The 25,241-nt window shown below is 45.2% G+C and carries 20 protein-coding genes; 14 read left to right on the forward strand and 6 right to left on the reverse strand.

The window, feature by feature from the left end:
• Positions 1 to 24: 24 nt before the first annotated feature.
• The gene (locus tag MHI32_RS05155; protein ID WP_340011991.1) at positions 25 to 456 is read right to left on the reverse strand and encodes a GrpB family protein; all 432 of its coding nucleotides are present in this window, start codon (positions 454 to 456) and stop codon (positions 25 to 27) included.
• Between the two features lie 78 nt (positions 457 to 534).
• Complete coding sequence (locus MHI32_RS05160; RefSeq protein WP_340011992.1) at positions 535 to 1,491, reverse strand: D-2-hydroxyacid dehydrogenase; 957 nt, start codon at positions 1,489 to 1,491, stop codon at positions 535 to 537.
• Positions 1,492 to 1,580: 89 nt separating this feature from the next.
• On the opposite strand from MHI32_RS05160, the gene thpR reads away from it, so the two are divergent.
• From thpR to MHI32_RS05175, 3 genes are all read left to right on the forward strand, one after another.
• Entirely contained in the window at positions 1,581 to 2,183 is a 603-nt protein-coding gene (gene thpR / locus MHI32_RS05165) for an RNA 2',3'-cyclic phosphodiesterase (RefSeq protein WP_076194205.1), read from the forward strand.
• Between the two features lie 77 nt (positions 2,184 to 2,260).
• Positions 2,261 to 3,187: a cell wall hydrolase gene (locus MHI32_RS05170; RefSeq protein WP_340011993.1), complete on the forward strand. Its 927-nt coding sequence runs from the start codon at positions 2,261 to 2,263 to the stop codon at positions 3,185 to 3,187.
• 74 nt (positions 3,188 to 3,261) lie between these two features.
• The gene (locus MHI32_RS05175) at positions 3,262 to 3,945 is read left to right on the forward strand and encodes a metal-dependent hydrolase (RefSeq protein WP_076129245.1); all 684 of its coding nucleotides are present in this window, start codon (positions 3,262 to 3,264) and stop codon (positions 3,943 to 3,945) included.
• Between the two features lie 66 nt (positions 3,946 to 4,011).
• On the opposite strand, the gene MHI32_RS05180 is transcribed toward MHI32_RS05175, so the two are convergent.
• Positions 4,012 to 5,199: a glycosyltransferase gene (locus tag MHI32_RS05180; protein WP_076129244.1), complete on the reverse strand. Its 1,188-nt coding sequence runs from the start codon at positions 5,197 to 5,199 to the stop codon at positions 4,012 to 4,014.
• 265 nt (positions 5,200 to 5,464) lie between these two features.
• On the opposite strand from MHI32_RS05180, the gene MHI32_RS05185 reads away from it, so the two are divergent.
• From MHI32_RS05185 to MHI32_RS05205, 5 genes are all read left to right on the forward strand, one after another.
• Entirely contained in the window at positions 5,465 to 6,040 is a 576-nt protein-coding gene (locus MHI32_RS05185; RefSeq protein ID WP_076129243.1) for a TetR/AcrR family transcriptional regulator, read from the forward strand.
• Between the two features lie 212 nt (positions 6,041 to 6,252).
• The gene (locus MHI32_RS05190; protein WP_076129242.1) at positions 6,253 to 8,607 is read left to right on the forward strand and encodes a YhgE/Pip domain-containing protein; all 2,355 of its coding nucleotides are present in this window, start codon (positions 6,253 to 6,255) and stop codon (positions 8,605 to 8,607) included.
• A 376-nt stretch (positions 8,608 to 8,983) separates the two neighbouring features.
• Positions 8,984 to 13,579: a glutamate synthase large subunit gene (gene gltB / locus MHI32_RS05195; protein WP_076129241.1), complete on the forward strand. Its 4,596-nt coding sequence runs from the start codon at positions 8,984 to 8,986 to the stop codon at positions 13,577 to 13,579.
• Between the two features lie 169 nt (positions 13,580 to 13,748).
• Entirely contained in the window at positions 13,749 to 14,675 is a 927-nt protein-coding gene (locus tag MHI32_RS05200) for an ABC transporter ATP-binding protein (protein WP_232061156.1), read from the forward strand.
• Positions 14,668 to 15,456, forward strand: coding sequence for an ABC transporter permease (locus MHI32_RS05205; RefSeq protein ID WP_076185050.1), 789 nt, complete (start codon positions 14,668 to 14,670; stop codon positions 15,454 to 15,456). Before MHI32_RS05200 ends, MHI32_RS05205 begins: the two co-directional genes overlap by 8 nt.
• Before the next feature lie 8 nt (positions 15,457 to 15,464).
• On the opposite strand, the gene MHI32_RS05210 is transcribed toward MHI32_RS05205, so the two are convergent.
• On the reverse strand, positions 15,465 to 15,914 hold the full coding sequence (locus tag MHI32_RS05210) for a polymer-forming cytoskeletal protein (RefSeq protein WP_340011994.1): 450 nt from the start codon (positions 15,912 to 15,914) through the stop codon (positions 15,465 to 15,467).
• Between the two features lie 38 nt (positions 15,915 to 15,952).
• Positions 15,953 to 17,233, reverse strand: coding sequence for a M23 family metallopeptidase (locus MHI32_RS05215; protein WP_076185051.1), 1,281 nt, complete (start codon positions 17,231 to 17,233; stop codon positions 15,953 to 15,955).
• A gap of 161 nt (positions 17,234 to 17,394) precedes the next feature.
• On the opposite strand from MHI32_RS05215, the gene cls reads away from it, so the two are divergent.
• Positions 17,395 to 18,825, forward strand: coding sequence for a cardiolipin synthase (gene cls, locus MHI32_RS05220; protein ID WP_076129238.1), 1,431 nt, complete (start codon positions 17,395 to 17,397; stop codon positions 18,823 to 18,825).
• Between the two features lie 240 nt (positions 18,826 to 19,065).
• On the forward strand, positions 19,066 to 19,905 hold the full coding sequence (locus MHI32_RS05225) for a YitT family protein (RefSeq protein ID WP_248547977.1): 840 nt from the start codon (positions 19,066 to 19,068) through the stop codon (positions 19,903 to 19,905).
• Positions 19,906 to 20,109: 204 nt separating this feature from the next.
• Here MHI32_RS05225 and ligD read toward each other — a convergent pair whose 3' ends face one another.
• A complete protein-coding gene (ligD, locus tag MHI32_RS05230) occupies positions 20,110 to 20,994 on the reverse strand; it encodes a non-homologous end-joining DNA ligase (RefSeq protein WP_076276844.1) in 885 nt (294 codons plus the stop codon).
• A 123-nt stretch (positions 20,995 to 21,117) separates the two neighbouring features.
• Between ligD and MHI32_RS05235 the strand changes: the two genes are divergently transcribed.
• From MHI32_RS05235 to MHI32_RS05250, 4 genes are all read left to right on the forward strand, one after another.
• Positions 21,118 to 21,720: a sigma-70 family RNA polymerase sigma factor gene (locus MHI32_RS05235; protein WP_254847714.1), complete on the forward strand. Its 603-nt coding sequence runs from the start codon at positions 21,118 to 21,120 to the stop codon at positions 21,718 to 21,720.
• Complete coding sequence (locus MHI32_RS05240; RefSeq protein ID WP_340011995.1) at positions 21,684 to 22,868, forward strand: hypothetical protein; 1,185 nt, start codon at positions 21,684 to 21,686, stop codon at positions 22,866 to 22,868. The genes MHI32_RS05235 and MHI32_RS05240 overlap by 37 nt, the downstream gene beginning before the upstream one ends.
• Positions 22,869 to 23,572: 704 nt before the next feature.
• Positions 23,573 to 24,388 carry a hypothetical protein gene (locus MHI32_RS05245; protein WP_076302847.1) on the forward strand — a complete coding sequence of 272 codons (816 nt, stop codon included), beginning with the start codon at positions 23,573 to 23,575 and terminating at the stop codon, positions 24,386 to 24,388.
• A gap of 29 nt (positions 24,389 to 24,417) precedes the next feature.
• Positions 24,418 to 25,221, forward strand: a complete 804-nt coding sequence (locus MHI32_RS05250) for a hypothetical protein (protein ID WP_340011996.1) — start codon at positions 24,418 to 24,420, stop codon at positions 25,219 to 25,221.
• Positions 25,222 to 25,241: the final 20 nt, after the last annotated feature.

The raw sequence follows: 25,241 nt of genomic DNA on the forward strand, positions 1-25,241 counted from the left end.
CCCGTCTATATAAGCTCCAATATCCTATGGGAATTGTTTGGCAAGAGTATCTTTTAAATCTCCGTACTGTTTAACCGCCTCCGGATATGATCGAAGGTAGTCTCTTACAGCCAGATGACGACCGATATCTATCTTATTATCCATTTGGAAGACATGAACATGATGGGTTCTGCTATTTCCGCCTTTTCTGAAATATCTTCTGCCACTGATACCGAACTCACCCATACATTCATAACCAAGTGCTGTCATTTGCTGGTTGAACTCATCTACAGCTTCGATATTTCGTACTACTGGCATTATATCTATGATTGGTTTCGCTTTGAGTCCGGAAACAGAAGTGCTGCCAATGTGGTGAATATCAACGAGGGCATCAGCAAAGATATCTTTAATCTTCTGAGCTTCTTCGTTGAACATTAGACTCCATTGTTCGTTAAATTCTGTGACCGTGACCTTCATTGCACTAACCCTCTCTTTATGGATAACTTTGGATTTTCTTATTATAGAACGGATGTTCCTGTTTTGTAAAGCTTATTATTAATATTGCCGGTCATAATGAACAAGATTTAGAGAAGGTGTGCCTGATGATAAGTAAGACTTCACATTTTCGGTAAAAATATTAACGATCCGGTCAGCGTATTGATCTGTAATTCCAGCGGAGTGTGGAGTGATAATAACCTGCTCCATAGACCAAAGCGGATGATCCTGCGGAAGGGGTTCGGTCTCAAAAACATCCAACCCAGCACCACGGAGTTGTCCGCGATTCAATGCGTCGATCAGCGCCTCTGTATCGGTAGTTGCGCCCCGGCCAATGTTAATGTAATAGGAGCCTTCTTTAAACGCGGAGAAGCTGGTGGCATTAAATAAATGCTTGGTCTCATCGGTAATAGGAAGGGTATTGATGATGAAATCGCCTTGACTTACAGCTTCGGATAAACGATCTGTTGTATAGATTTGATCAAAGTCTGCGACTGGCTTACCGGAACGGCTGACACCGATAGTCTTCATCCGGAAGGCTTTAGCAATTCTGGCGGTTTCACTGCCGATCGCTCCAGTTCCAGCTATTACGGCTGTTTTACCGAACAGCTCGCTTTCACTGCCATCAGATTTCCAAATCCGGTTCTGCTGATTGCGTACAGCTGTATGCAAATTACGGGTGAAGAGAAGAATGAACCCGAAGATTACCGCAGAAATAGGTTCGGCATGAACTCCGCTCCCACTGGTGAGCAGGATTCCTTGTTGCTTAAGACGATCGAGAGGAAGCTTCTCAATACCAGCAGACCAGGACTGAACCCAGCGAAGGGAGGACTCAGGGCGAAGGAGTGTATCCGAAATACCTTTTGCCCAGCCAATTACAATTTCTGCTTCTGCAAGCAGCTGCAAATCCGGATTTTTTGCGTCTCCTTGTGTAAATGTATAGCCTGGGGCAGCCGCTTTGATCCTTTCCTGCTGCTGAGATGTAAGTGGTTGTAGACATACTATAGACTTAGTCATGATGTGTTCCTCCTACTTTGTGGTTTAATGGATATGGATCATGTTATAGGTTAAGAATACCAAATCTATTGGAGAAGGTGAAATTGACCATGGATGCTAAAGCATCAGAGAACGAATCAGAACGGCTTTTTTTAGCTGTGAAATTACCTTCTGAGCTGCAAGAAATAGTGGCGCAGGCATGTTCAAAGCTATCTGAAAATTTTGATTTTGCTAAATGGACAAATCCGCAAGATTATCATATTACCCTGCAATTTTTAGGAGATACCCCAAAGGCCAAAATTCCAGATTTAGTGAAATCCTTGAGGAAGACTGCGGGTCAAGGCAGACCCTTCAATCTCTCTTTGGACAAATGGGACACATTTGGTCTTCCAGCTTCCCCAAGAGTCCTGTGGATAGGGGTTTCCGGCGAAATAGAGGCATTAAATCAATTAGCTGCCAGAGTGCATTCAGCGACGTTTCCACTAGGTTTTTCAGGCGAATCCAGGGCCTATAAACCGCATCTTACCGTGGCTCGAAAGTACCGGGGAAAAAATTCATATGATGATAAATTGCTGGAAAATTTACTGAAATTGGATGATGATTGGAACCTAAAAAACTATCAGAGAGACTGGACGATTGATAGTTTTGTGTTGTATGCTACCAGAATGTATGCCATTCCTATGTATGAAATTATTGAAAAGTTTACAGTTTAAAATCGATAATAAAGTTTTCAAAGCTTCCGTTTTCGGTTACATACAATAGGAATGTGCCGTGAAATAGGAGGAATATCATGTTAATTTTTAAACAAAACCGCTATATTGCGTTGCTCGTTGGCGTTATACTAGTGTGTTTCTCTGCCATAAGCTTATTGCAACCCGAACAAGTTGCGGAAGGGAAGATGGACAGGGTGCAGATGGATAAGTTGCAATCCACTAGCCGTGCATCCGTACTTTCTCTTTTGCAAGATGAATCGAAGTCTAGTATAACGAGTAGAATTACGAGGGGCATTACTGAAGTTACACAAGCCAATAAGCTTAATAACACATTCAGTCTTTTAAGTTCCGCTTGGAAACCGGCGAAGGGTGTGGAATGGCTTAGTGTAAAAAAATTAAAACAAAAAAACACAAAAAACACATCGAACGTTTCCATTATTCGGGTGAAGGCTGATGTAGTACAATCCAAGCCAGCTGCGCAAAAAGCGTCGCAATTGGCGGAAACAGCAACAAAGAGTAGTCAGGCGACAGCGAAGACAGTCTCGGCTTCTCAGAAACATCCCCTCACAACATTGTACTTCTCTCGGACAGAGCTATTAAGCCAGGAGCAGCAAAGTAAAGCAACCCGGCGCTACGCTGTATCCGAAGAAGAACTGCTTCTGCTACAAAAAATTGTAATGGCAGAGGCGGAAGGTGAACCGTACAAGGGCAAGGTGGCAGTTGCCAACGTTGTTCTGAATAGGCTGCGGTCAGCCAATTTCCCCGACACGATATATAAGGTTATTTATCAGAAGAGCCAGTTCAGCCCTGTAGCTAACGGGCGTCTTAACCGTGTGAAGCCTAACGATGATAGTATAAAAGCGGTGAATGCTGCACTCTCCGGAGTAAAGGAAGTTCCCGATAATACTTACTTTTTCTTGTCGCTAAAACTTGCACAGGATCTGACCGTACATCATACACAGACTTATGTTAAAACCATTGGCAATCATACTTTTTATAAATAAATTTGGTGGATCTGTGAACCTCAGCGCTATATAGGGTAAACTAAACTATATGAATCTGGAGGTGGAAGATAACCATGAAAATCACTTATTATGGACATTCAGCTTTGCTGGTAGAGACGGAGAACGTGAAGGTTATTATTGACCCTTTTTTGTCAGGCAATCCGAACTCCGGTATTTCACCTGCCAATATTTCAGTTGATGCCGTTCTGCTTACTCACGGCCACTCTGACCATTTTGGAGATGCTGTCGAAATTGCCAAGCAGAATGATTGTCCGATCTTTGCGGTGTTTGAGCTTGCCGAATATTGCCGGATGAAAGGTGCACAAGTAAAGCACATGAATATAGGTGGTAGTCATACCTATGCCGGGATGACTGTGAAATTTACGCAGGCATTTCATTCCTCATCCATTCAGGAGGGCGACTCTTGGATTTATGCTGGACAACCCGCGGGGATTTTGTTGACGATTGAGGGCAAGACGATTTTCCATGCGGGGGATACCGCGCTATTCAGCGATCTGCGCCTCATTGGAGAAAGGAACGCGATTGCCCTGGCAGCTCTGCCTATAGGCGATATGCTAACCATGGGACCGGATGACGCCTTGCTGGCCGCACGCTGGCTGCGGGCGGATAAGGTGATCCCGCTACATTACAATACATTTCCGGATATTGCTCAGGATGGAGCTGATTTCTGCGATCGCCTGCATCAAGAGGGAGTGGAAGGTTTCCCGCTTAAAGCTGGTGAGAGTGTAGAAATTTAAACCAATCCGATTTATATTAAAAAAAGCAGGTAGCCGGGGGAAATTCCCTGACTACCTGCTTATTCTTTAAGGTGTAATACATACAGGTTCTTCATTACGTGCTTGCGCTCTAGAGCCTCTGATTTCAGTTGCCTCGCTTACGGGGTTACCTAACATCTTCAGAACAGTAGTCGCACAGCTTTGCGGTTGATGTTTATCTGGAGCGAGACGTCGTCTGCGTTGCTCTTCCAGAACTGAATATTCACGAAGCATCATAGTGAACCATTTGTTCACTACTTCCGAGTCGAGCACCTCTGCCAGCCCAAGCTCTACGAAATATTGGCAGTTTTTCTCTTCCTGACCTGGAATAGCTTTATAGAAAAGCATCGGAATTCCTTTGGCCTGACCTTCTGTGCAGGTCATCCCTCCAGGCTTCGTGATCAGCAGGTCTGAGGCATCCATCAATTTATTGATTTCACTGCTATATCCCAGAATTTTAACATTGGGATGATTAAGCAGTGGATTGGACTTCATTTTGGCGATTAGCTTCTCATTGCTGCCCATACAGAAGACGAGCTGAATATCATCCATTCTGGCGGTGAGGGAATGCATAATCTCTTTGCCGAACATTAACCCCCAGCCTCCACCCATAATGAGTACGGTTGGGATATCAGCCAATCCCAGTTCCTTGCGCAGCAGCGTCTTGTTGGAGCGTTCCCAGAACTTTGGATGCACTGGGATGCCAGTGACGGTTACTAGCTCTGGAGCGATCCCACGGCCTGTCAGAATGGATTTGACGCGTGGGGTAGATACGAGATAACGATTGACCTCGGAATTTACCCAGCTCCCATGTGCATCATAATCTGTAATTAATGTATACAGAGGCACATTTAATCCACGACGCTTTAGTCTGGAAATGACCGCAGCCGGAATGGGATGAGTGCAGATAATCAAATCAGGCTTTAGCTGTTCGATCACCTGTGAAGCATGTGTATAAAAAATCCGGTGAAGCGCCATTTTAGTCAACGGGTTCAATGATTTATGATATTGTGTCTTATACATCATGCCGACCAGCTTAGGCTGGCTGCTAACTGTTTTGCGGTAAGCGGAAAGAATCCAAGGGGCGACCGTCGGGTTAAGAAATTTCCCCAGCTCGATGACTCGGCACTGGACATCCGGATTCAGCAGCTTTATTCCTTCGGCCAGAGCATAGGCTGCTCCTGTGTGGCCCGTACCGAAGCCTTCCGAAAACAGCAGTACTCTTTTCTTTCGCATAAGTTCACCTGCTACTTTCCTTTTCTATAGAAATGCTTTCCTTCTTCTAATTATACTAGGAAATCTATACTATACTCACATTATACAAGTAAGACGTAAATAGAAAGTTAAAACCCTGCAATAAATAAAAAAATAAAAGGTTCGCCCAAAGTATTGCAAACTAGAAAACAACATGATAAAGTAGTGAATGACCAATTGACCGGATTAGTAAAGTGGTCAGAAGTCAGCGGGAACGATATTTTCTGGAGAAAGGAAGTGTGCACAGGTGGCAGTGGTGGATCGAAGACAGCAGGTGCTTCAGGCCGCAGCGAAATCTTTTTCATTATTTGGCTATAAGGCAACTACAATGGATCAGGTTGCTAAGATTGCAAATGTCGGTAAGGGAACCATCTACACCTTTTTTACAAACAAAGAGCAATTGTTTGACGAGATCCTGCGCGATATGATGATGGAAATGAAGACGATAGCTGAACGGGAGATCAGGCGAGACAGACCTTTCTTTGATAACTTGCATCGTGTGCTGGATGCTCTGCTTGAGTTTCGAAGTGAGCAGGAGCTATTCATAAAACTTTCCCAGGAGAATCGCGAATTCGGTACGCCGCAGGCTGGAGAAGGACTCGAGAAGATCGAGAACGTAGTTTTAGAATATTTAGAACGGGAGGTGCAACAAGCGCTCCAACAGGGAGAAATCAAACCTTGCGATCCCAAAATCGTCTCGGTAGTCATGTTCAGATTATATATTGTATTGACTGCTGAACTGAATAAAACACATACTCCCTTGGACAAGGAACAGATCAAGATGTATTTTCATTTGTTTCTCGCCGAAGGATTGGCACAGTAAGGGTTGATTCAGGATAGGGATGGCGTTCTCAGCATCACTCGATTCGCTTTCCCTTAACAATTCTCAAGATGATTAGGCATTGAAGAAGAGCCGCAAGGCATTTTTTTATACCCTGAATTGACCGAATGGGGAAAACAGTCACTTAGTGTTACGTAATATTTCGCAAACAAAGCATTTTAAAGAGAGCATAAGCTCATAAGGAGAGAACCAGAATGAAATCATTATCCGTATTTACCAAGGATCTTGGCGCAGCCCTTAGAAATCCGAAGGTGCTGATTCCAATGATTGCTATCCTATTTATTCCGGTGATGTACAGCGGATTCTTCCTGAAGGCATTCTGGGATCCGTATGGCAAGATGAATGAACTTCCGGTTGCTGTGGTCAACCAGGATGTCGGCGCTAATTATGAAGGCAAGCAACTACAAGCCGGTAATGATCTTATAGAAGAGTTGAAGGTAACCGACGGCTTCCAGTGGAACTTCGTTTCCCTTGAAGAAGCGGAAGCAGGAATGAAGGACAATACTTATTATATGTCGATCATTGTTCCGGAAGACTTTTCTGCCAAAGCTACTACTCTTATGGATGATGAACCACAGCCGGCAAAAATTATTTATGAGCCAAATGAAGGTTATAACTTCTTGGCTGGTCAGATCGGTGGTACGGCTGTAGCAGAAATTAAAAATAAAGTATCTGCTAAAGTAACAGAAGCTTATGTGGAGTCTGTATTCAATCAGATTACAGAAGTATCTGATGGATTGGGCGAAGCCGGAGATGGTGCTTCCAAGATCGCTGATGGCGCTGGTAAGCTAGATGACGGAGCCTTGAAGCTGAAAGATAATCTACTTGTACTGACAGATGGTACAGGTAAACTTCAAAATGGTGTAGAACCCCTTACACAAGGCGTGACTGATTTGAATGCAGGTGCTACGGCGCTTAAAACAGGATCAACCACGTTGGCAAGCGGATTGCAACAATTGTCTACTGCACATACGCAACTTCAAGACGGTGTTGCCCAAAGTTCTGCCGGCAGTAAACAGCTTAGTGACGGCTTGAAACAAGCTGTAACCGGTGCTACACAGCTTCAGGCGGGAACACAGTCTGCTGTGGATGGTACTTCTAAACTACAAGCAGGAACACAATCTTTAGTTGATGGCAGCGCGAAGCTGGAAGCGGGCTTAACTTCTTCCGTAGATGGCAGCGCGAAACTGGAAGCGGGTTTGCAAGCTTCCGCCGCAGGCAGCACGAAGGTAACTGAGGGTGCTAAAGCGGTAGCTCAAGGATTGGAGCAATTGGCACAGGCTAGTCCTGAGCTGGCACAAAATCCAGCGGTACAGAAGCTGCTGGCAGCTAGTGCAGCCGTGGCACAAGGCAGTGAGCAACTGCAACAAAGCCAAGAGCAGCTGGCACAGGGTGCTACTGCACTCCACAGTGGGCAAGAGCAACTGGCACAAGGTGCAACTCAACTGCACTCGGGGTCACAGCAGTTAGCTGCTGGTGTAACTCAGTTGCATGATGGAGCTAAGCAATTAAATGCTGGTAGCACACAGCTGTTGACAGGACAACAAAAACTGGCACAAGGCGCATCTGCACTTGTAGCTGGTGGCGATAAGCTGAATGCAGGAATGCAACAATTTGGTGCGAAGCTTAAAGAAGCTGCAGCTGGAGGCAGCAAGCTGGCTGAAGGCGGTAAAGCACTTGGTGATGGTACCTCAAAACTGCTTAGCGGTGTAGGCGAACTAGGTTCCGGTATCAGTGCGGTAGCAGATGGTTCGAAAAAACTGGCTGATGGCGCAGGCGAGCTGAAAGATGGTATGGATGATCTGAAATCTGGATCAACAGAACTGGCAACTAAGCTTGGCGATGCTGCTGAAAAAACAGGCAGCGTGAACAAAACAGATGCAATGATGGAAATGTTCGCACAACCAGTTGTGGTTGAGGATAAAGTTGTGAATCATGTTCCGAACTATGGTACAGGTTTTGCTCCTTACTTCCTATCCCTTGGATTGTTTGTAGGTGCTTTGATTTCAACAATTGTTATTCCAATGCGTGATTCGGCTGTCCTTGGTGCTAGCCGTATGAACCGTTTCATCAGCCGTACGCTTACCTTCACAATCATGAGCTTCATCCAGTCTATGCTGGCTGCTGTGGTTGTATTGTACGGACTTGGACTGGAAGTACAAAGTAAACCGCTATTCTTCGTATTTACATTCTTAACAAGCTTAGTTTACACATGGGTAGTTCAAGCGATTGTTACTTGGATGGATCAACCGGGACGTTTCGTTGTTATCGTTATTCTGATTTTCCAATTAACAACTAGTGCCGGAACATTCCCACTTGAATTGATCCCTGACTGGATGAAATTCTTTAATCCACTGCTTCCAATGACTTACACAGTTAGTGGTCTCAAAGCAGTAATTTCTACAGGTGATTTCAGTGCAATGTGGGGAGATGTAGGTATCCTGGCAATCTTTGGTCTTGGATTCCTTGCTCTTACCTTCGCTTACTTCATGACACGTAGCCGTGAGAATGAAGTTGGAGTGAATAGTGAACAAGTTTTGACTGTATAAACTGATAAATTTTTTGAAAAAAAAGTATAAAAAAGCGTCTCCTCTGGGAGACGCTTTTTTTGATTTAAAATCATAAAAACCCTTTTTCTTGCAAACATATTAGAAGGAGTGAAAAATCTTGTAACGCTTTCATTGCATATGCACTTATGCGTTATTTATGTATAATTATGCAACATGAAGTTTTTTTAAACTTTTACTCGCTAAAGCTGTGATGCAAAAACAATTGTTAATCAGCATCATAAAAAAGTTTAAATTGCGCTGATGATACCTCGGTGATAAAATAATAGCACTAATCTGGATTGAATAATTATTAAGATTTTCATGTGAAAAATTTTCCTAACACATTGCATACTTTATAATAGAAAGGTTGCGTTCGATGAAACACACTGAACTGCCCGTAAAACAGGGCCTGTATGATCCCCAGTTCGAAAAAGATGCTTGCGGCATGGGATTTGTAGCTCATATTAAAGGCACACCGTCTCACAATATCGTAAGTAATGCTTTGACAATGCTCTTTAATATGGAGCATCGGGGAGGCCAAGGTAGCGAACCCAACTCTGGTGACGGAGCAGGTATCATGCTTCAAATTCCGCACCGTTTCTTTGCAAGCGAAGCTCAGAAGCTAGGCTTTGCTTTGCCGGAACAAGGCCATTATGGCGTGGGCATGATCTTTTTATCTCATAACGAAGAAGTTCGGGCGCAGCATGAAGCTCTCTTAAGCAATATTATTGCTGAAGAAGGTCAAATAGTACTCGGCTATCGTGATGTGCCTACCTATGATGAAATGCTTGGCAAGACAGCGAAAGCTGCTAAGCCTTTTGTGCGTCAAGTATTTATCGGCCGCTCGGCTTCGGTCACGAATGAGTTGTCTTTTGAACGTAAGCTTTATGTAATCCGCAAACGTGCAGAGCTTGCCATTCGTTACGGTGGTGCAGAAGAGGATGAATCCTTCTATATTCCAAGCTTGTCGTGCCGTAAGATTGTATACAAAGGCATGCTGACTACAGAACAAGTCGGACAATTCTACCTGGATTTGCAGAACGAAGAGCTGGAATCAGCGATCGCGTTAGTTCACTCCCGTTTCAGTACGAACACCTTCCCAAGCTGGGAACGTGCGCATCCCTACCGCTTTATGATCCACAACGGTGAGATCAATACCTTGCGTGGTAATGTGAACTGGATGCATGCGCGCCAGTCATTGTTTAAGAGCGAAGTGTTTGGTGAAGATCTGAACAAGATCAAGCCTGTTATTAACCCGGATGGATCGGACACTGCAATGTTCGATAACACCTTTGAGTTTCTCTATTTGAGCGGACGATCCCTGCCACAGGTAGCCATGATGATGGTTCCTGAACCATGGAGCAATCATGATAGTATGGACGCTGATAAAAAAGCATTTTATGAATATCACAGTACTCTAATGGAGCCATGGGACGGGCCTGCTGCAATGGGCTTTACCGATGGGATACAAATCGGCGCTATTCTGGACCGTAACGGCCTGCGTCCTGCTCGTTATTATGTAACGAAAGACGATATGATTATTTTATCCTCAGAAGCCGGTGTACTGGACATTCCAGCAGAGGACATCTTATATAAAGACCGCCTGAAGCCTGGACGCATGCTGCTCGTGGATACGAAGGAAGGCCGCATTATCTCCGATGAGGAAGTTAAATCGGCTATCGCCTCTGAGAAGCCTTATCGCCAGTGGCTGGATGAGCATTTGATCAGTCTTGATGAGCTTCCGGATGCACCTGAACTGCCAAATCCTAAGCATGATAATGTACAACAGCTACAGCAGGCTTTCGGCTATACTTTTGAAGACTTGCGTAAGGTGCTTGAGCCAATGGCATCTACTGGTGCTGAAGCTGTCGGTTCCATGGGTTATGATGCTCCGCTCGCCGTATTTTCGGACCGCCCGCAACGTCTCTATAACTATTTCAAACAAATGTTTGCTCAGGTAACGAATCCACCCATCGATGCCATTCGTGAAGAGCTGGTGACATCCACAACGACTACGATTGGACCAGAGCGTAATTTGCTTAAACCGGAACCGGAAAGCTGCCGCCAGATCTCGCTGCAAACGCCAATTCTTTCGAACGAAGATTTTGCTAAGATTCGCCATGTTCGCCGTGCAGGCTTCAAATCGATGTCTATTCCAATTCTTTTCCCGGCTGAGCTTGGGGCAGAAGGATTACGCATCGCGCTTGAGCGCATGAACGAGGCTGCTGACCGTGTTATGGCTAAAGGGCATAACATTCTGATTCTGACTGACCGCGGTGTGGACAGTGAGAATGCTGCGATTCCAGCTCTGCTTGCGGTATCGAGTCTGCATCACCATTTGATCCGCCAAGGAACACGGACGAAAGTTAGTATTTTGCTGGAATCCGGTGAACCACGTGAAGTCCATCATTATGCGCTGCTGCTCGGTTATGGTGTGAGTGCAGTAAATCCTTATCTGGCTTTTGAAAGCTTGGATGACATGATCGGCCAAGGCTTATTGCGGGGAATCTCGCATGAAAAAGCAGTGAAGAACTATATTAAAGCTGCGACTAAGAGCGTAGTTAAGATTCTTTCCAAAATGGGAATTTCGACGATTCAATCTTACCGCGGTGCGCAGATTTTTGAAGCTGTGGGTCTGAACTCTGAGTTCGTGGATCGTTACTTTACTTGGACACCTTCCCGGATTGGGGGGATTGGCCTGGAGGAAGTGGCAACTGAGGCGCTTATCCATCATAACCGTGCTTTTACAGAAAAAGACGGAAATGATAAGGTGCTTGACTCCGGGGGCGATTATCAATGGCGTAATGATGGGGAAGAGCATCTATTCAATCCACAGACGATTCATCTGCTTCAGCACTCTGTGCGTAGCGGGAATTATGATATGTACAAGAAATATGCTGCCCTTGTTCAAGGAGAAAGCGAGAAGCAATTGACGCTTCGTTCCTTGTTGCAATTCAAGTCAGCCTATGAACCGATTCCACTGGAAGAAGTAGAATCTGCATCGTCCATTATGAAACGGTTTAAGACGGGTGCAATGTCCTTTGGTTCCATTAGTAAGGAAGCACATGAGACACTGGCCATTGCGATGAACCGTATCGGTGGTAAGAGTAATACGGGGGAAGGCGGCGAAGATCCAGCCCGCTATATTCCGGATAGCAATGGTGATTCACGTCGCAGTGCGATTAAACAAGTAGCTTCTGGACGTTTTGGTGTTACCTCGAACTACCTAGTTAACGCTGATGAGATCCAGATTAAAATGGCTCAGGGCGCTAAACCAGGGGAAGGTGGACAGCTTCCGGGACGTAAAGTTTATCCTTGGGTCGCTGAAGTACGTGGCTCAACAGCAGGTGTCGGTCTGATCTCACCTCCACCGCATCATGATATTTACTCTATCGAGGATTTGGCAGAGCTGATCTATGATCTGAAAAATGCAAATCCACGTGCAAACATTAATGTTAAGCTCGTATCGGAAGTTGGAGTGGGTACGATTGCTGCGGGTGTAGCCAAAGGGCGCGCTGATATTATCTTGGTTAGTGGCTATGATGGAGGTACAGGGGCATCGCCGATGAACTCCATTCGTCATGCGGGTCTTCCGTGGGAGCTTGGCTTGGCTGAAACCCATCAGACATTGATGCTCAACAATCTGCGTGACCGTGTAGTTCTGGAAACAGATGGTAAAATGCTAAGCGGCCGCGATTTGGCTGTAGCTGTATTGCTTGGGGCCGAAGAGTATGGTTTTGCCACTGCTCCGCTAGTATCTGTTGGTTGTATTATGATGCGTGTCTGCCAAATGGATACTTGTCCGGTTGGTGTAGCTACACAGAATCCGGATCTTCGTAAGAATTTTACCGGTGATCCGCAGCATGTAGTTAACTTTATGACCTTCGTGGCACAGGATCTACGTGAAATTATGGCAAGTCTCGGCTTCCGTACAATTGAAGAGATGGTAGGCCGTACCGATTGTCTAGACGCAACTCAGGCGTCGAAGCATTGGAAGAAGAAAGGCATAGATTTGAGCAGCCTGCTGCATACACCGGAATTACCGGAAGGAAGCACACGCTTCCGCAGTAAATACCAGAATCATGGTCTGGAAGAGACACTGGATGTTTCGCAGCTGCTCGACCTGGCAGCACCTGCACTGGAATCAGGTACGGCTGTTGAGGCATCACTGCCAATCACGAACGTTAATCGTGCCGTCGGAACTATCCTTGGCAGCGAGCTGACCCGCAAGTATGGGGCCGCAGGTTTGCCGGATGATACGATTCGGCTTCATTTCACCGGTTCTGCTGGTCAAAGCTTGGGTGCATTCGTACCTAAGGGAATCACGCTTACGGTGGAAGGAGATTCCAATGACTATGTAGGTAAAGGATTGTCGGGTGGTAAGATTATTATCAAGCCATCTCCGAAAGCTACCTTTGCTGCTGAGGACAATATCATTATCGGAAATACTGCATTCTACGGTGCAACAGGTGGAGAAGCTTATATTAACGGTATCGCTGGTGAACGTTTTGCCGTCCGTAACTCCGGAGCGAAGGTTGTTGTAGAAGGCGTGGGTGACCACGGCTGTGAATACATGACTGGAGGCCGAGTGGTTGTCCTTGGTGAAACTGGCCGTAACTTTGCGGCAGGGATGTCAGGCGGTATCGCTTATGTCTACGACCCAGATAGAACCTTCATCGGCCGCTGCAATCTCGAAATGGTACTGCTCGAGAGAGTGGAAGAGTCTGAGGAGATCGAAGAGCTGCGTGAGCTGATTATCCGCCATACCGAGCTTACAGGTAGTGCGGCTGGCGCACGAGTACTGAATCAGTGGGCAGATAGCTTGCCGAACTTCGTTCGTGTCATTCCGAAGGATTACAAACGGATGATGGAGCAAATTCGCAAGGTAGAACAAACCGGATTGACCGGAGAAGCTGCGTTGATGGCTGCATTTGAAGCAAATATGCGCGAGCTTGCCCGTGTTGGCGGTTAAACTGTTGTACTTGAATGAAATAGGAACTAAATGAATAAGGGGACCTGACTCTTCCTAATACCGGAGAAGTCAGGTTCCTTTTTTAGCTGGCAGACTCTTATCCTCTAGTGATTTTCGGAAAAAAGGGTATATGTGGTAAACTAGGTTATAGATGAAAGGAAGTGAGACTATGTCGAATACAGAAATATTGATGGAGCCTGTTGCCCGCCTGCAGGGAGTCACCAAAAAAATCGGCTCGAAAACGCTGGTGAGCGATTTAACGCTGGACATCCCGCCTGGACAAATCTTCGGTTTTTTGGGACCCAACGGAGCAGGTAAGACTACTACAATACGGATGATGGTAGGGTTGATTTCCATTAGTCGTGGAGACATCTTGATCTGTGGCCGTAGTATTAAAAACCATTTTGAAGAGGCTATCGCAAATATAGGGGCCATTGTAGAAAATCCAGAGATGTACAAGTTCCTCACCGGTTATCAGAATCTGCGCCAATATGCACGGATGGTGCCAGGGGTAACAAAGCAACGGATAGATGAGGTTGTCGAGCTAGTCGGACTAGGTCAAAGAATTCATGACAAAGTTAAGACCTATTCGCTAGGTATGCGTCAGAGGCTGGGAGTGGCTCAAGCACTGCTGCACAGACCCAAGCTGCTGATTCTAGATGAGCCAACCAACGGGCTGGACCCACAAGGGATACGCGAGCTCCGAGACTATTTACGCCGTTTATGTCAGGAAGAAGGAACAACTGTATTCGTCTCCAGCCATTTACTTTCCGAGATGGAGCTCATGTGTGACAGCGTAGCGATTATCCAAAATGGACGACTGGTGGATGTGAAGCAGCTGAAAGGGGTAGGCAATACTGTAATGCCTCTGGGAGAAACCTTGTTCGAGGTTGATAATGCTGAGGCTGCGTTAGCCCTCATTGGACGTGGAGTATTTAAGAGTGGGGGACTTGTGCTTGAGGCAGAGCGTGAGGAGATTGCAGAATTAAATGCCAAGCTAGTGGCAGGTGGGATTAAGGTGTATAACATCAGAACCCTTGCCCGTACGCTGGAGGATCAATTCTTAGAGGTTACAGGAGGTGAAGGAATTGGGTGAGTTTACAGCTCTCATACATAATGAGAATATCAAAATATACAGCCGTGTCCGCACATGGATTATGCTGCTTATTCTTGCAGTGATGAGCGTGCTGCTTCCTGCGCTTATTTATTTCACAAGCGAAGGCGATTCATCGCTTATGGGGCTCTGGGACAACTTTCAGATGACGGTGAGTATTGCGTTCTTCTTGAATACAATCTTTACCGTTGTAGTGGCTTCTGACTCCGTAGCGGGCGAATTTACCTGGGGAACCATTAAGCTGCTGCTGATTCGCCCGTGGAGTCGCTCCAAGATCCTGCTCTCGAAATATATTTCCATGGTGTTATTCAGTTTGCTTAGCACCGCAGTATTGATTGCTTTTGGGTTTGGTGCTTCGTTAATCTTCTCCTCATCTTCGGGAGATACGATGTCATCCATTACGGCTTGGAGTCCAGCGGAATATTCCTTCCTAGATCTCCTATGTCGTTACATTGAGCTTTTCCTGACTGCTGCTCTGGCTTTCATGGTATCTAGCGTATTCCGCGCGAGTGGGCTGGCTATTGGATTATCCTTATTTATTATGTTTGCCAAGAGTATTTTTACGGTTATTTTTAGTCCAGAACGGTTTGAATGGGCCCAATACTTGATCTTCACACATATGGATCTAAGAGGCTACCTATTGTCGGATACGGGTCCGGGGGGCTCAACACTTGGTTTCTCCATAGCTGTATTAGCGGTGTACTATATCCTATTCCTGGCCATTTCCTGGATTGTCTTCCGTAAAAGGGACGTTGCTTCATAGAAATAAGTCTAGCCGGCTTCAAGTGTTCCTTGAGCTTTGGAGGAGCGCTTGGCTGCCTTGTCCTTTTTCATATTACTTTTGGGCTCACCTGCTTTTTCAGAGGTGGGCTGTTCTTGCATGGCAATGGAGCCATTCAGGAGGCTGCCTTCCATAATGCTAAGTGCTCCTGCTGAAATATTGCCATGCAATTCTCCGGTTCCGGTCATAATGAGTCTGCGATCAGCCGTAACATCACCGTATACTTTGCCGGCAATCACGATTTCTTCCGCTTTAATACTGGAGCGCACTGTTCCTTCTTCTCCTACAGTCACGACACCACTGCAAATAATCTCACCGCTAAAGGTACCCTCAATCCGCAGGTTTGTATCACATTGCACCTTACCCTCCAGTGTTCCTCCATGCCCAATTAGGGAATCGGTAGATTTAAAGGAGACACGCTGCTGCCGTTTGTTCCACATTTATAAATTCCTCCTATTTTGAAATTAAATGCAACCCTTTAGGGTTTGACATACGCCAAAGGGTTGACTGTTTTATTCTGCTTCACAACCTGAAAATGAAGATGAGGACCTGTGCTTCGGCCAGTGCTTCCAAGCAAGCCGATTTTCTGCCCTTTGCTAACCTTGTCTCCCGCAGATACGATCATTCCGTTCAAATGCATGTACCAGGTTTCCAATCCATTTGAATGCTTAATCACGATGTATTTTCCGCGTGCGCCCATTTGTTCCGCAGTAATAACCTCGCCATCTAAGGCAGCATATACAGGATCACCGATGTTCCCAGCAATATCGACACCGGAATGGAACGCAGACAAACCTTTGAATGGATCTGAGCGGTAGCCGAAGCTTGAAGAAATGACTTTGGACTCGGTAGGCCAGAGCGGTACAGCGTTAAGTTTAGCCTTTTCTGCACGGGCCTTTTGAGCTTGCAGATTTGCCTGTACGTTATTTTCATGCTCTGCCTGTGTGATCGTCTGTGTGATACTTTCCACCATTTCATCAAGCATCCCGTGAATCTCCTCAAAGTCATCCTTAGTTTCTTCCACCAAGCTCGTAGCGTCGTTCTGATACACCGCGATGTATTCTCCACCAACCTGCGGGGTGAGTGTTTTTGGAAGGGCTGCGGTGATGGCCCCAAAGCGGAAACTTATGGCGGATAGAGAAGTGGAAGATGAGTTCTCTTCTGTACTCTGCTTAAAGGAAGTCTCTTTAGGAACAGGAGAAGAAAGACGGTTCGATAAACCTAATGTTGAATTTGAAGTGGCCGATCCAGCTTTTGATTTTTCTGTTGCGGATTTCTCCGGTTGAGATTCATTCGTGTCTGTAGCGGCAGCAGCACCTTTGCTTTTGTTAATCAATGCTTGCAGCTCCTGTTCCAGTGCATTTACACTCTTCAGCTTGTCTTTAATGTTATCTGCCTCTTCCGAAAGTTCGCTGACCTGGCTACGAAGCTGTGTTAAATCTTTATCCTTGTCGGCGACCTTCATTTCCATGCGGAGATTGGTTAGCGATAGTGCGGCTGCCTCGGCTTCTAGCTGTGAGATGGACTGAGAGGCATGGAAATGCATAGAGGTGACCAGACTGGAGATAGACAGGGCTGCTGCTGCCGGTAAGGCGAACGCTAGCGGTTTGGAGATGTGGAGCTGTTTGACTGGACGTCCGGCATCCCTTACGACAAGCAGCGTAATCCGTTTATGATCTGGCTGACTCTTCATGGCTTCTCCTTTCTGCGGCTTATGGCAGCCGCTTGCGATACCTGAGGCTAACGACTTTTCTTCCATTAGGCTCATCCGAATTGTCCTACTACTCTATGTATTCCATATCTTTCAGGAACATGACAACGGTTTGTTTGAATAAAGAAGGAGAGTTACGGCAAAACCTGTACTAGAGTCATCGCAGAGAGTCTATTGCATCTGTTTTTATTAATTGAGGGGGTAGAGAATTGAAGATTTTCGCGATAATTCTAATTCTTTTTATCATACAGATTGCATTGATTGTATTTCTGGAGTACCGACGCCCGCAAAGGGCTATAGCATGGTTGTTTATTTCCTTCTGTTGTCCACCGCTCGGTCTGGCATTCTATTATTTTCTAGGTCGTGACTACAGACAGAATAGAAAATTGAACAAAAGATGTACTTCACTCTTCCGGGAAATCCGTTCGTATGTCACTGGTAAGATTAAGGTAGTAAAACAAGCGTCGGATACTGGAAACGCTCAGTTTGAGAATAACGAGGGTTTATTGGTTTTGCTTGCAAAGCTCTCGGAAGGGCCTATTACAGGCCATAACAAAAGCAGAGTGCTGTCAACTGCAAGAGAAGCTTACGACGCTATGCTGGAAGCCATGGAAGAGGCAAAAGAACATATCCACATGCAATTTTATATTTATCGTGATGATGAGATCGGAGAACAGTTTCAGGACGTTATGATTCGAAAGGCGCGGCAGGGAGTAAAGGTGCGTTTGCTTTGTGATGGACTGGGCAGTCATCGATTAAGCCGTAGGTTTATTCGAACCCTGAGAAATGCCGGGGTGGAGTTCCACTTTTTTTTACCTCCGATTAGTTCTTTACTGGATCGTCGGTTTAATTTCCGCAATCATCGGAAGATCCTAGTGGTGGACGGATTGATTGGTTTTACGGGGGGAATGAATATCGGTGATGATTACTTAGGAAAGGACGCCAAGATGGGTTACTGGCGCGATACCCATCTGCGTTTAGAAGGAGATTCTGTTTATTATATTCAGTATGTCTTCCTGAAGGATTGGAGACTGGCCTCTGGTGAAGGTATGAGTCATCCTCGTTTGTTCCCTGAGCACTCTTGCAAGGAGCAAGAGGCCGTGCAGATTGTAGGAAGTGGACCGGATGCTGCGATCGATGCTTCTCAGGAGATGTATTTTGCCGCTTTTTGCTCTGCTAGGGAACGGATCTGGATTACTTCACCGTATTTTATTCCGGATCCTGCGATTTGTCGTGCTTTGAAGAGTGCAGTCCTTCGTGGAGTGGATGTTAGAATCATCATTCCGGCGAAGCCTGATAATAAGCTTGTTTATCATGCTTCTTTGTCTTATCTGGAGAATTTACAAGATGCAGGCGTGAAGTTCTATCGCTACACCAAAGGATTTATGCATGCCAAAGTCATGATAGTGGATGATCTGCTGGGTACGGTGGGAAGTGCGAATCTGGATATGCGCAGCTTCTATTCTAATTTCGAAATGACAGCGGTTTTGCTGCATCCTGAGACGATAGCAGAGCTAGTCGCGGGGTTTGAAAAGGATCAAAAGAACAGTGAATTCATTGATCCTGTAAAATTTAAGGAGAGAGGGAGAATTGTCAAACTCGGTGAAGGGCTATGTCAGTTGTTATCACCGCTGTTATGACCGGAAAGAGGACTAAATCTGAATTTTTCGAAGGATAGTACGTGTTCCATTCATTATTAGAGCATATTTTGTGATATAATAATTGTATAAGAAGAAATGTAAGAAAGTATAGATTGTAGTTATACTTCCGAATGTTTCAAAACTATACTGTTAAATTGTAGGGGGAGTTCTATGAATGTGAGTCCACAAATGTTTACCAAAGAGGAGCAGAACAAACTGCAGAAGACCGGTGCCCATAAAATGGCTAAGTTCGCGCAGCGTATGATCATGTTATCCGTAGGGGCCGCCATGATGGCTGTTGCACTTGAGATATTCCTAGTACCTAATCAAATGATTGATGGCGGGATTACCGGTATCTCCATTATTTTATCACATTTATTTGACATTCCTCTGGGTATATTATTGACACTGCTCAACCTTCCGTTCCTGTTAATCGGTTATAAGCAAATCGGTAAGACATTTGCCTTATCTACCTTATATGCGATTTTACTTATGTCTATCGGCACTTCAATGCTGCATCATGTAGAGGCCTTTACAGTTGAACCGATGCTTGCTGCCGTGTTTGGCGGTATCATTCTAGGTGTAGGTGTTGGATTGGTTGTACGTTTCGGGGGATCTCTAGACGGTACAGAAATTGTTGCGATTTTGGTAGCCAAGAAGCTTCCCTTCTCTGTAGGTGAAGTAGTTATGTTCTTCAACCTGTTCATCTTGTCCGGAGCTGGATTTGTGTTCGGTTGGAATAACGCGATGTTCTCCCTGATTGCTTATTATATTGCATTTAAGGTTATTGACATCACCCTTGAGGGTCTGGATCAATCGAAATCAGTATGGATTATCAGTGATAAATTCCGCGATATCGGGGAAGCTCTGACAGAGCGTCTTGGACGTGGTGTTACTTATTTAGATGGAGAAGGCGGATTTTCCGGTGAGAACAAGAAAGTGATCTTTGTAGTTATCACCCGTCTGGAAGAAGCTAAGCTTAAAACCATTGTTGAAGATTGGGATTCTGATGCATTCATCGCAATAGGTAACATCCATGATGTTAAAGGTGGCCGCTTCAAGAAGAAATCCATCCACTAGCGTAGCTCTTAAGTATCATTAACTGAAAGAAGGTATTTTTACGGATAAAAAAGCAATAAATACGGTGAACAAAGCTCGGCCTGCCGTATTCTTATATAGTATACCTTCTGTCCTTGAGTGGGACGCCAAATAAGCTCGTAGCATGTAGTTGATGCTGCGGGCTTATTGCTGTTTTTAGGGTCTTTTTTCTATGGGATTGCTCCTTTATGGGAGCTTAGCAATGAGCTGTTCAACGGGCTGTGGGGGCACTTTCTCTAAAAGATCTCCCATACGCAGAAGGCGTTCCTCGATATTGAGCAGATGAAAATTAGAGGGAGATACATTTTGCTGAACCTCCTCCCAGAGCAAGGGTGTAGAAACTGTAGCAAATGGTCTTGCGCGTGGTGTGTAAGGTGCAGCTAATGTTTTGCCGCTATAATGCTGAAGGTAGTCAAAATAAATTTTATCTCCGCGATTCTTTTTTAGACGTTCCAGGGTGAACAGGTTGGGATGCTTTTCGGTGACATAACGACCCACAAAATGCCCGATTTTCCGCAATCCATCAAAAGTAACGCCAGTCTCGATAGGGACGATGATTTGCACCCCGGTAGCACCGGAGGTTTTGGGTACAGAGGAGAGGCCAAGAGAGGTTAAGACCGCCCCAACGATCGCAGTTGCTTCCATGATACGAGGTTCGATTTCAAGTGACGGATCAAGATCAATCATCCACTCACAGGGCAGCTCGCTGCCTACATAATGCAGGGAAGGGTGGAATTCCAAAGCGGCGAGATTTCCCAGCCAAATCAGCTCAGGTAAACCTTGCAGCTTGATATAGTTAATATTCTCGTGCACAGCGGTTTGGACAAAGGCCGGAAGCGGATCAGGCGCATTTTTCTGATAAAAGGACATTCCAGAGATGCCGTGCGGATAACGAATGACGGTAAGCAGCCGGTCTCGGCAATAACGCAGCAGATAGGGAGAGAGTGCAGCGAGCTTTTGCAGATAAATCCGTTTGGTAATGCCACATTCGGGCCACAGCAGCTTCTCTGGGTTAGTGATGATGATTTCTTCTCCGTCTATGGTAATTGTACCTTTGATCGCTGCCGGCATCGGGGAAACTCCTTTCTGTGATAGGAATGAAGGTATTATGTGTCAGTCTGCTCTTTTTCATGAAAAAAATATTCCCAAAGTGTCCCTTTTGGATGATCATAAGACTTATAAGGATATACGTTAATGAGAAAGGGGAGTTTGCTGATTTTGGACGGGATCGAGCACACTGTTGTTCGGGTACAGTCAGGCGAGGTAGATTCCTATGCCTTGATCGTCGAGGCTTTTCAAAAGCCGATTTACCGCTATTGCTGTCGGCTGCTTGGGAGCCGTACTGAAGCGGAGGATGCAGTACAGGAAATTCTGGTAAAGGCATATCAGCATATAGGCACATACCGCCCTATCGCGAGCTTCTCTTCATGGCTATATAAAATTGCCTACCATCATTGCCTCAGTCTGATCCGCAAACGTCAAAGCCAAATAAAGTTTATGGCGCTTTTTCAACCAGATCCGCCTGCAGAAAGCCCGGAACAGTTGATGGACCGTTACATATTTAACGAACATCTGACTTTTGCCCTCGCGAAGCTGAAGACAGAGGAGCGAAACCTGTTAGTACTTAGAATCTTTGAGGAACAGAGCTTCCCGGAGATTGCGGAGATTCTGGATAAGAATACTGATGCTGTGAAGAAGAAATACAGGCGAACGATTACGAAACTTGGTAAAATGCTGAATGCTCAGAAGGGGGGAACGGAATGGTGCGGCAACGAAGCTTTGTTGAAGAGAAAATGATCAAGAAAATGGATGCGGTAGGGAGCTGCGATGAGCTGGATGTAAAAGCAGCTGTTATGAAGCGGGTAAGAGCAATTCATGAACAACAGAATAGGGTTGGCGGTGAAAGGACGAGCATCGTTATCGAGCTGAAGCCGTTCCCAGAACCGGAAGATCCTATTATGCAGAAGCAAAAGGAGATGCCCCAACACCCGTCTAGGTTTAGAAAAAGAGTGCTCACAGGAGTCTCCGCGGCTGTATTGCTAGGGATTATCGGGTTGGGTGCTTTTCAGCTATCTGCTGATGGAGATTTATCGAAACAAGGTAGCCAGGTTACAATTGATATCTCAAAACCCCAAGGTGGTATTATTACACTAGTGAACAGCGGAGGGAAGGCTGTTGTGAAGACGGTGCATAATAATACGCCTGATCCGACAACCTCGCCTGCGATAGAAAAGTATCAGAGCTTATCTATGACTTATAAAGAGCAAGTGCTTGCTCGTTTAAACACTGGGGAAATGGCTGCTTATTATGTGAAGGATGCTGAATTAAATAAGCTGGAGTTAGGGTTAGGCTATGGAAATCAATTGCAGTTTGCTTTTATTTCGCCGGTGTATTCGAAATATCAAGACTTCGTAAAAGAATTAAAAACGGTTGGCGATTTCTGGCCAGGGTTGCCTTCCTCGTTAGCTGATGGTTATGAATTCGAGCAAGGAACTTTTAATGCAGCTCCCCTATACAAGTCGCTAGACACAGAATATGAAGAAATCCTTGAACAATTTCAAAAAAAGGCTACAACCGATAAAACTGGACAAAACTTGTTTATGGAGAAGATAGCTGCAAATTCCATAGATAATGCTGAGGTTACCTACCACAACGGAGATCAAAGAATTACACTATCCTTAAGGCAGAGTGTTTTTAAGGGTTATACCATGCAAGTGTCTATCTTGGAAGGCCAGACTGCTGAAAAATGGTCTGTGACAGGTACAGGTAAAGAGGCAATATTTATCGCGGCGGGTACTGGAAAAGGGAAGAATGCTTGGTCTTCTCAGAATCGATTGTATTGGTATGATGAAGTCACCCAGATGGTTTTTTCTCTAAGCGACAAGCAGGAGAGTAAACTGACTCGTGAGCAATGGCAAAAGATTGCCACCAGTTTTATTCACTAGCTACTGTTCTAACTGTACATTAGGAGAAGCTGTCTCAAAAGTAGTGAATTCTACTTGGGAGGCAGCTTTTTTATGGAATAGGGGAATAATGGATTTTACTGTGCCATGTGACGATATGCCACGCGTAGAGTTCTATGCTAATGGTTGGGACGGTGGGCGATGTGCGATGTGCTATGTATGATTTTCGTGCGGCTTGCAGTAGATGATTTGTGGAATTAGTGGTATATGTGACGGTGGACTATGGGCGATACGTTCTGTGTTTGTGCAATGTATAGAATGCTTTAAACTAATTAGGGAAAAACTCCCTGAAAATAGCCGCTATTTGCTCTAAATGAACGAAATCAGGGAATTCCTCCCTAATAATCAGGAGAATTGCTTTATTCGTTGCCGAATTGGCTGAATTTCAGGGAAGTTTTCCCTAATTATAGGTCCGATGAACAGAAATCTCTGAAGTTTAGGGAGAAATTCCCCAATTGTTCTATAAGTGCTTCACTTATTGCATCATTAGGAGCGTCACTTGATGCGGCACTTGTAATGTTAAGAACAAAAAAGAGGCTGTCCCAAGCAACTATTTCATGGCTTTTGGGACAGCCTCTTTTTTGTGAAAAAATGTCCCTTTTTCTAATGTTGGATTGTTATAGAAGTGTAGTTAAAAAACAGGGGTGAAAATACATTTACCTTATTGAAGGAGAGGATGTTAGAAATTGAAGCTCCATTCTGATTTCAAAAAAACAGTTATCGCGTTCTCTGCAGCAATCTTGCTGGGAACAGGAGTGGCCGGGGGTGTGGATGTACCCGGCTTGTCTCTTACAATTGCGGCGGCATCAGGAGCGCAGGTTGCATCACAAACCGATCAGAAGACCCAAAAGGAATTGCAGGCACTCGTAGCTGGAGTGAAGGAAGGTACGCTTTTGGCCTACTACGTAAGGGATAAAGTCTCCAATCCACAGGATGCGATCAGCTTCTCTGGCAAAGGGTTTGTTTTTAAAGACTATAAATCCTTTGCTGCGAAGTTTAAAGCGCTAAGGGGTCCGTCTATTCCGCAGCCCGGAAATCTTCCTAAAGGCTTCACTCTGGCGAGAGCCATCATCTATCCACCGGCTGTAGCTAATGATTCAGAGCTGTATTTGCAACTAGAGCAGGAATTGAAGGCAGCAGCGGTTGCTGGTAATTCTAATAAACAGTTGTTTAGTAAAATCATCAGCTGGAACCAGACGAATTTGTCTATGCAGCTGTATGCCAAAGGAAAAGCCAATTTTAGCATTGTAACTGGGTCGCCGCCCGCCAAACTTCCGGAAGGAGCGGTACCTTTTGTAAGAGCCTCGGAATCTAAGAAAGAATTAACGGTCAACGGCAGAAAAGTAGTACTTACAACTGATTCCGCTAAAGACGCAAGCTTTAACACAAAGCTAGTATGGCTGGATAACTCAGGCACGATACAATATACCCTTTCAGACAATCGGGCCAGTACGCTGACGACAAATGAAATGCTGGCGGTAGCTAAAACCATGATCAAATAACCAAGGGGCTAAAGGAGGATATTATAAGGATGATTAAGAAAAGCGCGGCGATTACAGCCTTAAGCTTATTAGTATTGATAAGTGCGGTGAGTGGAACAGCAGGCGCAGTGCCTGCGGGGAGTAATAATAAAAGTAAAGCTACCGCACCCGTTGAGCAGAATACGCCCATATCTTCAACGATTGAAGCTTTGATTGCCAAAGAAAATACAGTTCCCTTACAAGCAGGCGAACTTAAGATCCTGTATGTAAATGATAAGAAATCTAATCCACATGAAACCTTGAGTATAAGCTATATGCCATATAGATTCAGTTCTATAAACGAAGCGGCCCAGAAGTTACTTTCATTAAGCGGGAAGTCACTCCTGATACCTACTTCTCTACCAGAGGATTATAAGTTACAGGATGTCGTTTTAAATCCAGTGATTCCAATATTTTTTAGCTCAGAGTATAAAACCCTTAGGGATCAGTTAAAAGCTAAAGCCCAAGCTGGTGGTAAAAAGGTGATTTCGCAAAGCTTGAAGTGGAGCAATACAGAAACCTCTATCACCTATCTACGAAATGGAGAGAGGTTGAATTTAAGATCTGCACCTGCATACACGCTACCGGAAGGGGTGACTTTGGCCCAGCTGCCTGGGGATCAGGATGAGAGCTTGACCCTCAACGGGGTTGAGGCGATTTACACAGTTTTTGGGCCTCATCACGGTGATCTTAAAGTCCAGCTGGTATGGTCCAGTGCTGATGGAAGTGTCGATTATACACTTACGAGTACAAAAAATACTGCGCAGACAAAGGCAGAGCTTGAGGCCCTTGTAACAAGTTTTACAGCACAATAAGAAACGTCCTCCCATTTCAG

The organism is Paenibacillus sp. FSL H7-0690 (assembly GCF_037980415.1).
Taxonomy (GTDB): Bacteria; Bacillota; Bacilli; order Paenibacillales; family Paenibacillaceae; genus Paenibacillus_AQ; species Paenibacillus_AQ odorifer.